Source organism: Chroococcus sp. FPU101 (assembly GCF_017312365.1).
GTDB lineage: Bacteria > Cyanobacteriota > Cyanobacteriia > Cyanobacteriales > Microcystaceae > Chroococcus.
Genome location: NZ_BLJI01000012.1, coordinates 21,678 through 36,322 on the forward strand (window position 1 = coordinate 21,678; position 14,645 = coordinate 36,322).

Annotated in this window: 18 protein-coding genes; 13 read left to right on the forward strand and 5 right to left on the reverse strand. The window is 39.1% G+C overall.

All coding sequences use genetic code 11. The features are described 5' to 3' along the window. Positions 1–114 precede the first annotated feature (114 nt). Positions 115–552: a DUF1294 domain-containing protein gene (locus CFPU101_RS12520; protein ID WP_206815677.1), complete on the reverse strand. Its 438-nt coding sequence runs from the start codon at positions 550–552 to the stop codon at positions 115–117. A gap of 231 nt (positions 553–783) precedes the next feature. Between CFPU101_RS12520 and cysK the strand changes: the two genes are divergently transcribed. After that, the gene (gene cysK / locus CFPU101_RS12525; protein ID WP_206815678.1) at positions 784–1,749 is read left to right on the forward strand and encodes a cysteine synthase A; all 966 of its coding nucleotides are present in this window, start codon (positions 784–786) and stop codon (positions 1,747–1,749) included. Here the strand turns inward: cysK and CFPU101_RS12530 are convergent. Next, positions 1,746–3,071 (reverse strand): hemolysin family protein, encoded by a 1,326-nt coding sequence (locus CFPU101_RS12530; protein WP_206815679.1) that lies wholly within the window; start codon positions 3,069–3,071, stop codon positions 1,746–1,748. The genes cysK and CFPU101_RS12530 overlap by 4 nt on opposite strands. Positions 3,072–3,226: 155 nt before the next feature. Here CFPU101_RS12530 and CFPU101_RS12535 point away from each other — a divergent pair, with 155 nt between their 5' ends. Then, positions 3,227–4,564, forward strand: a complete 1,338-nt coding sequence (locus CFPU101_RS12535; RefSeq protein WP_206815680.1) for an FAD-binding oxidoreductase — start codon at positions 3,227–3,229, stop codon at positions 4,562–4,564. Continuing rightward, positions 4,561–5,367, forward strand: a complete 807-nt coding sequence (locus CFPU101_RS12540) for a creatininase family protein (RefSeq protein ID WP_206815681.1) — start codon at positions 4,561–4,563, stop codon at positions 5,365–5,367. The genes CFPU101_RS12535 and CFPU101_RS12540 overlap by 4 nt, the downstream gene beginning before the upstream one ends. 71 nt (positions 5,368–5,438) lie before the next feature. Here CFPU101_RS12540 and pgk read toward each other — a convergent pair whose 3' ends face one another. Continuing rightward, positions 5,439–6,644, reverse strand: a complete 1,206-nt coding sequence (gene pgk, locus CFPU101_RS12545) for a phosphoglycerate kinase (RefSeq protein ID WP_206815682.1) — start codon at positions 6,642–6,644, stop codon at positions 5,439–5,441. Between the two features lie 155 nt (positions 6,645–6,799). On the opposite strand from pgk, the gene CFPU101_RS12550 reads away from it, so the two are divergent. Both CFPU101_RS12550 and ylqF read left to right on the forward strand, forming a co-directional pair. Continuing rightward, the gene (locus tag CFPU101_RS12550) at positions 6,800–7,198 is read left to right on the forward strand and encodes a universal stress protein (RefSeq protein WP_206815683.1); all 399 of its coding nucleotides are present in this window, start codon (positions 6,800–6,802) and stop codon (positions 7,196–7,198) included. A 59-nt stretch (positions 7,199–7,257) separates the two neighbouring features. Then, on the forward strand, positions 7,258–8,103 hold the full coding sequence (gene ylqF / locus CFPU101_RS12555) for a ribosome biogenesis GTPase YlqF (protein ID WP_206815684.1): 846 nt from the start codon (positions 7,258–7,260) through the stop codon (positions 8,101–8,103). On the opposite strand, the gene CFPU101_RS12560 is transcribed toward ylqF, so the two are convergent. Continuing rightward, the gene (locus CFPU101_RS12560; protein ID WP_206815773.1) at positions 8,090–8,689 is read right to left on the reverse strand and encodes a Crp/Fnr family transcriptional regulator; all 600 of its coding nucleotides are present in this window, start codon (positions 8,687–8,689) and stop codon (positions 8,090–8,092) included. The two genes, ylqF and CFPU101_RS12560, sit on opposite strands and share 14 nt — an antisense overlap. A gap of 202 nt (positions 8,690–8,891) precedes the next feature. Next, positions 8,892–9,740, reverse strand: a complete 849-nt coding sequence (locus CFPU101_RS12565) for a PEP-CTERM sorting domain-containing protein (protein WP_206815685.1) — start codon at positions 9,738–9,740, stop codon at positions 8,892–8,894. 580 nt (positions 9,741–10,320) lie between these two features. Here CFPU101_RS12565 and CFPU101_RS12570 point away from each other — a divergent pair. Genes CFPU101_RS12570 through CFPU101_RS12605 form a run of 8 tightly spaced genes read left to right on the forward strand, consistent with a single transcriptional unit; the run spans position 10,321 to position 14,641 of the window. Continuing rightward, a complete protein-coding gene (locus CFPU101_RS12570) occupies positions 10,321–11,046 on the forward strand; it encodes a response regulator transcription factor (RefSeq protein WP_206815686.1) in 726 nt (241 codons plus the stop codon). A gap of 7 nt (positions 11,047–11,053) precedes the next feature. Beyond that, the gene (locus CFPU101_RS12575) at positions 11,054–12,139 is read left to right on the forward strand and encodes a glycosyl transferase (RefSeq protein ID WP_206815687.1); all 1,086 of its coding nucleotides are present in this window, start codon (positions 11,054–11,056) and stop codon (positions 12,137–12,139) included. 9 nt (positions 12,140–12,148) lie between these two features. Then, a complete protein-coding gene (locus CFPU101_RS12580; protein ID WP_242577920.1) occupies positions 12,149–12,790 on the forward strand; it encodes a hypothetical protein in 642 nt (213 codons plus the stop codon). Between the two features lie 3 nt (positions 12,791–12,793). Further along, positions 12,794–13,120, forward strand: coding sequence for a hypothetical protein (locus CFPU101_RS12585; RefSeq protein ID WP_206815688.1), 327 nt, complete (start codon positions 12,794–12,796; stop codon positions 13,118–13,120). Further along, on the forward strand, positions 13,121–13,360 hold the full coding sequence (locus CFPU101_RS12590; RefSeq protein ID WP_206815689.1) for a polymorphic toxin type 33 domain-containing protein: 240 nt from the start codon (positions 13,121–13,123) through the stop codon (positions 13,358–13,360). A gap of 12 nt (positions 13,361–13,372) precedes the next feature. Continuing rightward, positions 13,373–13,825, forward strand: coding sequence for a DUF4279 domain-containing protein (locus tag CFPU101_RS12595; RefSeq protein WP_206815690.1), 453 nt, complete (start codon positions 13,373–13,375; stop codon positions 13,823–13,825). Between the two features lie 2 nt (positions 13,826–13,827). Beyond that, positions 13,828–14,247, forward strand: a complete 420-nt coding sequence (locus CFPU101_RS12600; protein WP_206815691.1) for a secondary thiamine-phosphate synthase enzyme YjbQ — start codon at positions 13,828–13,830, stop codon at positions 14,245–14,247. 4 nt (positions 14,248–14,251) lie between these two features. After that, a complete protein-coding gene (locus CFPU101_RS12605; RefSeq protein WP_206815692.1) occupies positions 14,252–14,641 on the forward strand; it encodes a RidA family protein in 390 nt (129 codons plus the stop codon). Positions 14,642–14,645: the final 4 nt, after the last annotated feature.

Sequence of the window (14,645 nt, forward strand, 5' to 3'; positions counted from 1 at the left end):
AAACATCCAACTTCATTAGCTTGAGTGTCGCTTAAGACTCGATAGATTTTCCACAGATTGCGAATTTAATGTTTGATTCTGCTGTGTACATAAAGTTTTAGTCTAAAACACGTTTTACTTTTGAAAAATACCATTGAACAATAGTTCTGTTAGTGTTCCACCTGATACAAACCAATCTAACCACAATGCTAGGTGAAGGACAACGATCGCCCAAAATACAAGCTGATAGGATATCTTTTTATTTTTGTGTCTAATAACTCTTTGAGCAATATATCCACCTAACCATCCACCCATCAATTCTACTAAATGTAAGCTATTTTCTGGAATTCTCCATTGATTTTGCTTGGCACGAGCTTTATCATTAGCATATAAAGCAAAGGTAATTACACTCATCATAGGATATAGAAACAACGGTAATAAATTGGCTGTTTTTAGGGCTAACTGGAATGCACCCAGTACAGGTAGGGCAGACAGAAATAAAACATTCAAGCCTAAAAACAATACATTAGATGTGGTTTGTTTTTTTTGACGTCGAACAGGTTTCGGTTTCATTAAGGAGACTAAAAATCACATTTGTTATTGATTATTCCCCTGCTAAGTTACAAAACTAACACTAATCTGTTTTGTGAGATAATTTACTCTAAAATCTAAATGCAGTAAGATCTAATTTTAGATAAAATAGATTTATTAAAGAAGACTTGAATAACTATGACATCCTAAACCGCTACAGTTGGGGTGAATAGTAGAATTAAAGTTTAGCCTCTCTACCCCTTATATAAAATTATGCGTATTGCTCACGATGTTACAGAATTAGTTGGTCGTACTCCGCTTGTCCAACTAAACCGCATTCCTCAATCAGAAGGTTGTTTAGCTCGTATTGTTGCGAAATTAGAAGGCATGAACCCCGCTTCATCTGTAAAAGATCGTATTGGCGTACATATGCTGAATACTGCCGAAAAAGCGGGTTTAATTTCGCCTGAGAAAACGGTTTTAGTCGAACCCACTTCGGGAAATACGGGAATTGCTCTAGCGATGGCAGCAGCAGCAAAAGGATATAGACTGATACTAACGATGCCTGAAACGATGAGTACAGAACGCCGCGCTATGTTGCGAGCCTATGGAGCTTATTTAGAACTGACTCCAGGTAATATGGGGATGAAGGGTGCGATCGCAAAAGCACAAGAAATTGTTGAAACCACACCTAACGCCTATATGTTGCAACAATTTAATAATCCTTCTAATCCTGAAATTCACCGTTTAACCACAGCACAAGAAATTTGGGAAGATACCGACGGCGAGGTTGATTTTCTCATTTCAGGTGTCGGAACGGGTGGAACAATTACAGGGGTTGCAGAAGTGATTAAAGAAAAGAAACCGAGCTTTAAAACGATCGCAGTTGAACCCGCTAACAGTCCTATTCTATCAGGGGGAAATCCTGGCCCCCATAAAATTCAAGGTATTGGCGCGGGTTTTGTCCCTGAAGTCTTAAAAGTTAATCTGATTGATGAAGTCATTACTGTTAGTGATGATCAAGCATTTTTCTATGGTCGTCGTTTAGCCAAAGAAGAAGGTCTTTTATCGGGTATTTCTTCGGGTGCGGCTTTATGTGCAGCCATTCAAGTCGCTAAACGTCCTGAAAATGCAGGTAAATTAATTGTAATGATACAACCGAGTTTTGGAGAACGTTACTTAAGTACGCCACTTTTCCAAGAACCCGAACAAAGAGAGTTAAGCTTTGCTTCTCGTTAGTCGGTGAATTGATCTTCGGTTATTTCTTCGGGAAGTCCCAGACTAGAAACTAAAACCTTATCTACTCTGGTTCCATCCATATCCATCACTTCAAAGCGTAAACCTTCCCATTCAAAAAAATCACCTGATGTTGGAATCTTGCCCAAAAAGGAGATAATGAAACCACCTACTGTATGGTATTCTTCATCCTCTTCTTTGGGTAATGATTCTTGGTTTAATAAGTCTTTAAATTCATCGACTGATAATAAACCATCTAATAGCCAAGAGCCATCATCACGCTGAATGACCATTGGTTCATTTGACCCTTCAGCAGATGGAATTTCACCGACAATAGCTTCCATCAAATCGTTGAGAGTTACTAAACCTTCAACCCCTCCATACTCATCAACGATCAATGCCATATGATCGCCAGATTCTTTAACTAATTCTAATACTTTTAAGGCTCTTGTCCCCTCAGCAACATATAAAGGAGGTTGGGCGAGCGCCTGTAAATTGATTTCTTGTCCTGCTAGATGTGCGGCAAGAACATTTCTTACTTTAACAATTCCTAGACAATTATCGATGCTTTCTTGGCACAAGGGGAAACGCGAATAGGCACTTTCTTGAATTGTGGTTAAATTTTCGTGTAAAGAAGAATCAAGATCAAGCCAGTCAATTTCAGTACGGGGAGTCATTAAGGCTTTGATTGGGCGATCGCTTAAACGAAACACGCGGCTAACCATTTCCTGTTCTGCTTCTTCAAACGTACCTGCTGTCGTTGCTTGTTCGATCAGTAATTTAATTTCATCCTCACTCACCGTTTCTTCGGGAACTGGACGAATTCCCAAAAGATTGAGTAAAAGATCTGTTGAATTACCCAACAAATAAACCACAGGTGCTGTAATCTTAGATAAGAATTGCATTGGCCCAGCTACTTGAGTCGCAATCTTTTCAGGATTATTTAAAGCGATCCGTTTGGGCAATAATTCACCAATCACGAGAGAGAGATAAGTAATAATTGTTACGACTACGCCAAAACTCAAAACTTGGCTATAGGGTGCTAAAACTGGAATTGTATTCAAAAAGTTTCGCAGACGTTCAGCTAGTGTTGCACCACCGACGGCACCGCTTAAAATACCAATTAGAGTAATGCCTATTTGGACAGTAGAAAGAAAGTTATTAGGGGATCTAGCCAGTTTGAGGGCAACTTTGGCTTTAGCATCGCCTGTTTTAGCCGACTGTTCTAATCTAATTTTACGCGAAGACACAATCGCCATCTCTGATGCTGAAAAAATCCCGTTAGCGATCAGCAGCAACAATATAGTGACGATTTCGATATACATGATAGATATGGTTGGTTTTCCTAACCTGCTAGATGTGAGCTACACAATGTTAATTACTCATAAAATTATAGGCTAGTCGTCCTTAAAAACGTTCTGCGTCTTTGAGGAACAGGTGATTAAGCTATACTGTAGTCTATTCAACTACTCACCGAATTATGACCGCAATTAGCAGCCTTTTGGATCGCCTGATCAATGAACTTTCCCCTTTAGAAATCATTACAGAATCCTCACAGCTTGCCAAACTTTCTTTAGATTACTTTCACTTTAGCCCAATTTTAGAAGCGCAACTGAAGGATAAACGAGCTTTATTGGTGGTACGTCCAACAACTGAAGTAGAAGTGATTCAAGTGGTTCGTACCTGTGTTAAATACCGTGTTCCGCTAACGGTTCGCGGTGCTGGTACGGGAAATTATGGACAATGTATTCCACTAGAAGGCGGTGTGGTACTTGATACTACTAAGATGAATCAAATTCGCTCTCTTAAAGCTGGATCAGCCTGTGTGGAACCAGGGGTTAAAATGGCGAGTTTTGACAAAAAAGCTAGAGAAATCGGTTGGGAACTACGGATGGCACCTTCTACCTATCGTACAGCCACAATTGGCGGTTTTATTGGTGGGGGTAGTGTCGGGATGGGTTCGATTAATTATGGACAGTTGCGCGATCGTGGTAATTTAACAGCAGTTCGAGTAGTGACTTTAGAAGACGAACCCCAAGTCATTGAATTAAGAGGGGATGAGGTGCAAAAAGTCAATCATGCTTATGGCACAAATGGTATTATTACAGAATTAGAAATTCCCCTTGCACCTGCTTATCCCTGGGCTGAATTAATTGTTGTTTTTGATGATTTTCTAACTGCTGCTCAATTTGGTCAAGCTTTAGGTAATAGTGATGGCATTGTTAAAAAAATGGTTAGTATTCATGCTTGGCCGATTCCTTCCTATTTTACGGCTTTGCAGAACTATCTACCATCAGGAAAATCTTGTGCTTTGTTAATGGTTAGTGAATATGATCAGACCGCTTTATCTGATTTAGTCCAAGACTATCAAGGTGAGATTACTTATTCTAAAGCTGCAACCGAAGCGAATAAAGGAACGAGCATTCTAGAATTTACTTGGAATCACACAACACTCCATGCGCGAAGTATAGACCCAAATTTAACCTACCTACAAACGTTTTACTTTACTTTAGAACGTGTTGAGCAAATGTATCATCATTTTGGCGATGAAGCGATGATCCATTTAGAGTTTTTGAAATTCGCAGGGAAAGTGATTCCCGCAGGATTACAGTTAATTCGTTTTACGACAGAAAACCGTTTAAATGAGATTATTCAGTATCATGAAGAACATGGCGCAGGGATTGCCAATCCTCATACCTATATCATGGAAGATGGTGGACGAAAAGTCATCGATCCGATTCAACTAGCCTTTAAAGAAAAAGTTGATCCCTATGGTTTAATGAATCCAGGTAAAATGCGAGCTTGGTTAGAAAGATGATGCACGGTTTTATTCCTCAAGAGCGTTATTTTCCCTATCTGACGTGGACGGAAATTCAAGAAATGTCGGATAAAGAGAATACTGTAATTATCCAACCTGTCGGCGCGATCGAACAACATGGGCCACATTTACCGATTATCGTTGATTCTGCGATCGCAATGGGAGTGTTAGGGAAGGCTTTAGCAAAATTAGATCAAAGTATTCCAGCTTATGCTTTACCCTGTTTGTATTACGGGAAATCTAATGAGCATTGGCACTTTCCTGGAACAATTACTCTAACTGCACAAACCTTGATTTCTGTTTTCATGGAAATGGCAGAAAGTATTTATCGTTCTGGGTTTCGCAAATTAGTATTGCTTAATGCTCATGGTGGACAACCGCAGATTATGGAAATTGTAGCACGGGATCTCCATCAAAAGTATGAGGATTTTTCGGTCTTTCCTTTTTTTGCATGGCGCGTTCCTCACATTGCAAAAGAATTATTCACCCCCCAAGAATTAGAGTATGGCATTCATGCAGGAGACGCAGAAACCAGTATTTTACTCTCCCTGTTGCCTGAGCAAGTGAAAATGGAAAAAGCGGTTAAAGAATATCCTCAAGGTTTGCCCGAAGACAGTTTATTGAGTATGGAGGGAAAATTACCCTTTGCATGGTTAACTAAAGAATTAACTCAAAGTGGAGTAATGGGAGATGCGACGGCTGCCACCAAAGAAAAAGGCGATCGTTTGTTAGAATCCGTTAGTAATGGTTGGGTACAAGCAATTCAAGATGTTTATAAATTCCGTCAACCGAAAATATCATAAGGGTTTGGCAACCAAACCCCTACAATAACTATTTAATTCTTGACAAAAGCGATGAAATATGCTATTTAATTCTACGCATCATCTAAAGCAGCAATACCAGGAAGAACTTTACCTTCGAGTAACTCAAGACTGGCACCACCACCTGTAGAAATGTGGCTCATCTGTTCAGCTACACCCACTTTTTCGACTGCTGCAACCGAGTCACCACCACCAATAATCGAGATAGTACCCGTTTTGGTGATATCTGCAAGAGTATGTGCGATCGCTTCAGTTCCGACGGCAAATTTATCGAATTCAAAAACCCCCATCGGGCCATTCCAGATCACTGACTTACAGGATGCTAAAGCCTCTTGGAAAAGTTTAACGGATTCAGGGCCAATATCTAAACCCATCCAACCATCAGGAATATCGTTAATACTAACGGTTTGAGCGTTTGCTTCTTTATCAAACTTGTCAGCAACAACTACATCCGTCGGTAACAGAAATTCTACGCCTCTTTCTTTGGCTTTTGCTTCGAGAGATTTTGCTAATTCTAGCTTATCTTCTTCAACTAAAGATTTACCAACGTTTAACCCTCTAGCTTTGTAGAAGGTAAAGATCATACCACCGCCGATCAGGAGTTTATCGCATTTCTCCAGTAAAGTTTCGATAACGCCAATTTTACTAGAAACTTTCGATCCTCCAATAATCGCCGCTAATGGACGTTGTGGGTTCTCGATCGCACTTTGCAAGTAGTTTAGTTCTTTTTCAATGAGATAACCTGCGACGTTGGGGCTAAGGTAATGGGTAACGCCTTCGGTAGAAGCATGGGCGCGGTGTGCTGTACCAAACGCATCATTAACATAAAGATCCGCGTTAGATGCTAATTGTTTGGCAAATTCGGGATCATTACCTTCTTCTTCAGCGTGGAAACGAAGATTTTCTAATAGCGCAACTTGACCATTATTTAACTGACTAATTTGTGCTGTAACCTCGTCACCCACACAATCATCACATTTAACGACTTCTTGCCCTAATAGTTCCGATAAACGCGCTGCAACTGGAGTTAAACGCATACTCTCAACCACTTTACCTTTGGGTCGGCCAAAATGGCTACAGAGGATAACCTTAGCACCTTTGTTGCTTAACTCTTGAATAGTTGGCAGTGCCGCCCGAATCCGAGTATCATCGGTGATCTGTCCTTGTTCGTCTAAGGGTACGTTAAAATCAACTCGTACTAATACCCGCTTACCTGCTAGATCGGCTTCACTTAAATTGGCTACAGATTTTTTTGGCACAGCCAAAGACCTCCTAATTGCTTTATTTCTCTACAAAAGATTAAAACACCAAAAGAGGTCACATCCGACCATTATCTTCAAAAGATTTATTTAGAGTTGGATCAAATTGGGGGGAGATTATTTCAGAATAAGGGTATGGGAGGAAAAAATTAACCATGTTTAAGACTGTTTTGTTTCCAATTGACCAAAGTCGTGAAGCCCGTGAAGCGGCTGAAGTTGTCGCGGATGTGGTCAAAACCAACAATAGCCGTTTGGTCATTTTATCCGTTGTTGAACAATCTTCGCCTGAAACTGATGTGATGAGTTCTGTCGAAGCAGTGGCTAAACTCTTACAAGGTGCTAAGGCTTTGTTTTCCCAACAAGGGATACAAGCAGAAATGGTCGAACGGGAAGGAATGCCATCTTTTACAATTTGCGATGTCGCCGATGAAATTGGTGCCGATCTCATTATTATGGGCTGTCGTGGCTTAGGTTTAACGTCTGAAGGAGCAACGGAAAGCGTTACGACAAGAGTGATTAATTTATCGCCTTGTCCTGTTTTGATTGTTCCCTAACATCACCGTAGGGGTTTGGTTGCCAAACCCTATTAATTTCCCCATTTTCGAGTTTAATAATGAGCATTTCGATTCAATGGTATCCTGGCCATATTTCTAAGGCTGAGAAAAATCTTAAAGAACAATTAAAACTCGTTGATGTGGTTCTAGAAGTCCGCGATGCTAGAATTCCGCTTGCGTCGGGTCATCCACAGGTCAAAAACTGGATTGGTAGTAAACCTCGTATTTTGATTCTAAACCGACTGGATATGATTCCAGAGTCGATACGCCAAGATTGGTCAATATGGTTTCGTAAACAGGGTGAAATTCCTTATTTTACTAATGCGAAAGAGGGTCAAGGTATTAAAGCAATTAGTAAAGCAGCGCAAGAAGTTGGAGTAGAAATTAATGCTAAACGAAAATCACGGGGGCTATTACCTCGTCCTGTTCGCGCTGTCGTGATCGGCTTGCCAAACGTCGGAAAATCTGCTATAATTAACCGCCTTCTTAATAAAAAAGTTGTAGCCAGTGCGCGTCGTGCGGGGGTCACTCGTCAGTTACGCTGGGTACGGATTTTGGAGACTTTGGAATTATTAGATTCACCAGGAGTGATCCCTAGTCGCTTAGAGTCTCAAGAAGATGCCGTTAAGTTAGCGATTTGTGAAGATATTGGCGATGCTGCTTATGATAATCAGAGGGTAGCGGCGGCTTTTGTTGATTTGTTGGTTGAGTTAGAATACGAATCGATTTTAAACTCTCGCTATGGTTTGGATGCCTTAACGATGACAGGGGAAGAATATATTTTTCAACTGGCGATGACTCGTTATCAAGAGGATAAGGAAAGAACCGCAACACAAATGTTAAATGATTTTCGTAAAGGTTTGATGGGATCAATTCCTCTAGAGTTACCGCCTAGTGATGGATAATGAGATGACGATCGTTATCTAGACTAATCAATCCTTGTTTTTGAAAATCACCTAGAAGACGAGTGACAGTAACGCGGGTGGTTCCAATGGCATTAGCGATATTTTGATGAGTAAGACGAACTGTTAAGCGAGTTCCTTCATGGATCGATTGTCCCATTTCTTGTTTGAGTAATTCTAAAAGATGCTGTAATCGTTCTTCAACTCGTTTTAATCCCGCAATGGCTAATAACGCTTCTGTTTGACGCATCCGTTTTATTACTTGCTGTAAAACGATTTGTGTTAATTGGGCTGAAGACTCAATTTCACTAAGGGAATACCATTTTAAATAGACTTCCGATAAAGCTTTTGCCTGATAGGAATCAAGACGCGTTAACCAAAGACCAAAAAAGGCGTTTTGTTGCGCCCAACCTAATAAAATCTCTTCTCCACTAACCGATAGTTGACTAAACTGCGCTGTGCCTCGATAAACTTGCCAAATTCCTTCTTCAACTAAGGGAATTTGTTCATTCTTGTCATAAAAATGTAAGCGGCGACCTTCTGAACTGTCGTCTTTTACGATCTGAGTGGTGTTGTAAGTCAGTAGCATTGTTTCGGTCACTATGAGGGCTATTTTCTGCTCATACTATAACCTCCCAAGGTAAACGCTAGGTAATTTTTAGTTTAAGTCTTGTTTTTCCTTAAAAAACACAAAATAACCCTGATCTGCTACTTTAATCCTTTAAACTCATTAACGTTTTAGAACCAGTAAACAGAAAAGGGGTTTTTAATCGGAATTTGTTTAGTTTATTTTAGGCTCGTTTTTGCTTTTTCTTCATGAATAAGCCAGCACCTGCAACCACTGCTAAACCAACCATTGCTGATGGTTCTGGTACTGATGTTGGGATGATTGTTACAACAATTGAAGTACCAGATAAAGTCGTTAAACCTGTCACTCCATCTCCCGCAACGGGATCACCGCTTCTGGTTCCATCGTCTGGCAGTGTTTGGGAGGTAATTTCATATTCTACTTCGTAATAGGCAATACCAGGATCACCTGCTGCACCTAGCCAACCTCTACCACTGAAAATGATGGGCGCACCTGCTAGGATCTGCTCAACTGAGTTTTGTAGATTGACTTCTGTTAGATAGAAGTTCAACTGATTATTTGTTCCATTGGATAATCTCAATAAGAAATTGTCACTAAACAAATTACCAGGAACAATATTGGGATTTGCCAGTGGATCATTAGGAGGCTCAAATCCGCCGTTAACTTCACTTAATTCATTAAAAGTAGTACCATCAAATGAAGTGATCTCACCTGTCTGTCCTTGATAAGCTTGAAAGCCACCAGAACTAGAACCAACGCTAAACTCGCCAGTTACACCAGGGCGAACATCTTGTCCATTTTTATTGATGACTCGGTTACTCGCGCTAATGCTTGGAAAACCAGTACCGAATAGAGCATCAGCTAAACCATCTGCACCACCTGCAAATTCACCAGTCGGCAGAGAAATAGCATTGTTGATTTGAAAGGTGGGAACAGTAATCGATAGTGTAGCGTTATCAGCAAATTTAGCCGCCGATGCCGCTTCAGACATACCTAGCAAGCCCGCGCTTGCTAGAGATATTGTTAATCCCAATGTTTTAAGCTTCATCATTTTTACCAACGGTATTTTAAGCAGAATGAATAATTGTTGAGTCGATGATAATCGTTTTATTCAAATTATGCAAGGGTTTGGCTTATCTTTTCCAAAATTTATGAAGTATCCTCATTCACGCTACGGTAAACGGGTTAACTTTGTATGGAAAAATACTTTTTTAAAGGTTAGGTACCATTCATAACTTGTTTTTTTACATTATCAAACTCATTATTTTTGTATTGACTAGGCTGTCTTCAACTGAATTTTATCAGTAATTTCTCTTATACAGTCTTTATGTATCGATACATAAAAGGTTCTTTTTTTGAACGTTTCCTAAAAATTTATCTTTAGAAACAAGATTTGATACGCCGTTAAGCTAATTTTTTAAAAATTTGTTACATTTTTAGCGATGATTTTCACTAAATATGGCACAGTCATCAACTGTTTTAAGAAACATTACATATTCTTTACTAAGCGCACGCTTTATGCAGTATCTTGCTTACCTATTTTGGTTCAACGTGAGACATGACATCACGTTAAAGTGAGTTACAAAGACCGCTAAAATTCTAAGGAAACATTGTCACAGAATTAAAGTTTTATGAAAATCCTAATCATTGAAGATGATGAACGCATTGCCGATGCTCTCGTTGAAGACTTAACCGACCAAAAATATGTAGTTGAGTTGGCAGGTGATGGACAATTGGGTTGGGAATTAGCCGATGCTTTGGTTTATGACCTAATTCTGCTCGATGTCATGTTACCGAAATTGGATGGTTTTAATGTTTGTAAACGTCTGCGTTCTAAAGGTTGCCAAACTCCCATTCTGATGTTAACAGCACGGGATACGGTATCCGATCGCGTTCTGGGTCTTGATGCAGGGGCAGATGATTATTTAGTCAAACCTTTTAATCTTGAGGAACTATCAGCCCGAATTCGTGCCTTATTGCGTCGCGGTAATACAACCTTACCACCAGTTTTGGAATGGGGAAACCTACAACTCAATCCCAGTACCTGTGAGGTATCTTATCAGTCTCAACCTATTAATCTTAGCCCCAAAGAGTATCAGCTTCTTGAACTATTCTTACGTCATGGAACGCGAGTCTTTAGCCGTACTCAAATTATCGACCATCTTTGGACATTTGACGAACCGCCCGAAGAATCAACCGTTAAGGTACATATTAGGAGTCTTCGGCAAAAACTAAAATCAGTTGGCGCACCCGAAGATTTAATCGAAACGGTTTATGGTTTAGGCTATCGGATAAACCGTTATCCTAATTTAAGCGGTGTGAGAAGTGTCAATCTTTTTTGTTCGTTGATAGGATAGATGATTAATGTCTCGACCCACTTTATATGTAGCAGTGACTAATCATGGTTTTGGTCATGCGGTTCGTACTGCTTCAGTTGTTGCTGCTATTAGTAGGCTTAACCCTGATATCTTACCGATTTTAGTCACGACTGCTCCACATTGGTTACTAGAATCATATATTGAGTCCGATTTTATCCAAAGACATCGCGGGTTTGATGTGGGTGTCATTCAGTCTGATAGTTTAAAGATGGATAAAGACGCAACGAAAGAAAAGTTACAACAGATGAAGGCTCAGGCTCGTTCTATCATTGCTAGTGAGGTCAATTTTGTCCGCACGAACCGAGTTAGCTTAATCTTAGCTGATATTCCCCCGTTAGCCGCACCTTTAGCCAAAGCAGCAGATATTCCCTGTTGGATGATGAGTAATTTTGGTTGGGATTTTATTTACCAAGATTGGGGCGAGGATTTTCAAGATATCGTAGATTGGATTAGACAATGTTATCAGCAATGCGATCGCTTATTTCGTTTGCCGTTGTCTGAACCGATGTCAGCTTTTCCGAATATTGTTGATGTCGGGTTAACGGGAGGAAACCCCCGCTATCGTGAAACCGAATTAAGATCACATTTTAATCTGTCTGCACCCAAAGAAAAAACGATTTTACTCACCTTTGGGGGTTTAGGATTAGAACAAATTCCATATCACAATTTACAAAATTTTCCCGAATGGCAATTTATCACTTTTGATCGTAATGTTCCTTCGTTACAAAACTTAATTCAAGTGACCGAACATCACTATCGTCCAGTAGATTTTATGCCGTTTTGTGGACGCGTCATTTCTAAACCCGGTTTTAGTACCTTTTCCGAAGCATTGCGACAAAATATCCCTATTGTGTCTCTTACACGAGATGATTTTGCGGAGTCTCATTTTCTCTTAGAAGGAATCCGAAATTATACTCATCATCAAATTCTGACTCCAGACGAATTTTTTCACGGAAACTGGGATTTTTTATTAGATACACCTATACCACCTCGGCAAAATATATCATTAGACAGAAATGGTTCAGAAACAATAGCCAAAGCCGTTGTAGACTATTTTCATTCGTCTCCTTGACAAGCCATAATGGAAGATAGCGAGCAATTACTGGGGATAGGCTCAACCATAAATCATATGACAGCAGCAGTGTTTGATACTGTTTCAGAACTACATGAAAAAGTTCATCCAATCAACCTAACCGACTATCATCAATCGATTCCATCCGAACTATCTAAAATAGAAGAAACACCAAGTGTTAGTCTGCCCTCTTCTGTAACGATACAACTAACAGCCCAAGATATTCGAGATGTCATGGAACAGCAGAAACAACAGGGTTATCTACTGACAACAAAACTTAATATTTTATTTGTGGTTAATGGCGCATTGTTGACCAGTTTAACCATTTCTCGTTTAATCTCTTATTTTAGTCCTTTTAGTATTGGAGAAATTATTGGTTTTTTAGTCAATTTTACTTTATTAATCAATGCGTTTTTACCCCGTCAGGTTGCTGTTAGTCCTAATTTAGAAGATCACAAGTTTTTGGAACGGTATTTATTACTGTCTCCAGAGGAATATCAACTTAAAATGATGGCGAATCAGATTGCCACCTATAATACTAACAAGCAGCGTCTTGATGACATTTCTCAGACACTCACCTATGCAGCCTATGTAACTTGGATGATTGCTTTAATATTGCTGTTACATATGGTTTCATCTTATTTTGTTTAAACTATGAATCAATCCAGCCCATCTGATATAGAACAAAATCAACCTACATCATCTTCTGTTGAGGAGGAAAATAGTACCTCAGCAGAAGATCCTATCATAGAAGAGAAATCGAGTATCCGTATCGAAATTCCTGAACCCGATGCCGATAATATTACTGTTCTAACCCATAAGTTACCCAATAAGCCGATTTTACCCTGGAATCACTACGACTCACCTTGGGAAGGTAGTGAGACAGAACACGAGAATAAAGAGTTACCAGAAGATAATGCAATTGACAACACGACCTTAACTGACCCCTCATCTGATGAAATCAATAATCATCAGGATTAGATGACAGACTTTGAACCTAAAGGGAAAGATAGCGAAAGAAACTGGAGACAAGATAAATTACTGACTCGTATTGAAATTGCTAGACTCAAACAAGCAGGTATTGATATTCATGAACTTAAAGGAAAGTACAAGGCTTCTCAAAAAGATTTATACAAGGACAGTGAAGGAAATATTTACATTAAACCTAAAGATGGTCAATCTATAGGTGAAGAAACAGGATTTAACATCAATGATTTTTGAGGTCTTATTTTTATGAAATCTGAAATATTAGTATCTTTAACTTTAACTGGATTAGATTTAAAACCAGATAAAATTACAGATAAGTTAAGAATTAATCCTAGCAAAATTTGGTATAAAGGAGATTTGATTTATCCTAAAGGTAAAATTTGTTATTCAAATAATGGATGGAGTTTAAAGTCAAATTTAGAATCATCAAGTGAACTAGAAGAGCATATTCAATCAATTTTTAAGCAGCTTCAGCCTGTTTGGTCAGTTTTAAAAAATCTCTGTTCTCTTTATCAAACTGAAATAAATTGTGTTGTCTATGTTAGTGAACAAGTCCCAAGTATCCATTTCAATCCAGAAATTATAAAACAAATTCATCAATTAAATGCTGCACTTGATGTTGATCTTTATGTGTTACCAGAAAATTTATCACAAAATGAACAACAATTATTAAGCCATGATAATGTATCCCTAGTCTAGTTATGAAACAATATCAAAAAGCAATCCGTATTCAAACTCAAGGCAAAAATTTTTCGAGAATAACACCCCAAGTAGAATCTATTGTCTCAGAATCTGGAATAGAAACAGGACTTTGTAACCTTTTTATTCGTCATACTTCAGCTTCAATTATTATCCAAGAAAATGCCGACCCTGATGTATTACAAGATTTGGCTAACTTTTTTAATAAATTAGTTCCAGAAGACGCAACACGCTATCATCATAGTACCGAAGGATTGGACGATATGCCCGCCCATATTCGCTCAGTTCTTACCCATACCTCAGAACAAATACCCCTTAACCGAGGTCGTTTGGTGTTAGGAACTTGGCAAGGTATTTATGTTTGGGAACATCGACAACGGTCACATCAACGAGAAATAATTGTACATATTAGTGGAATCTAAATATATGTCTCATACTGTCATTAAAACAGAAAATGCACCCGCACCAGTTGGGCCTTATAATCAAGCGATCGCAGCACAGGGTAAAATGATCTTTATCGCGGGACAAATTCCCCTTGATCCGAAAACAGGTAATATTATTGGTGATAGTGATATCGTCGCGCAAACTACCCAAGTGATGACCAATCTTGAGGCAATTTTAACTGAAGCGGGAGCTAGTTGGGATCACGTGGTTAAAACAACAGTTTTTTTGAGTAATCTTGAAAATTTTGGTGCAATGAATCAAGTTTATGCAAATTATTTTACAGAAGGAATAGCCCCAGCACGTGCTTGTGTAGAAGTCTCTCGTTTACCGAAAGATGTTTTAGTAGAAATTGATTGTATTGCTGTTATCTAATTCT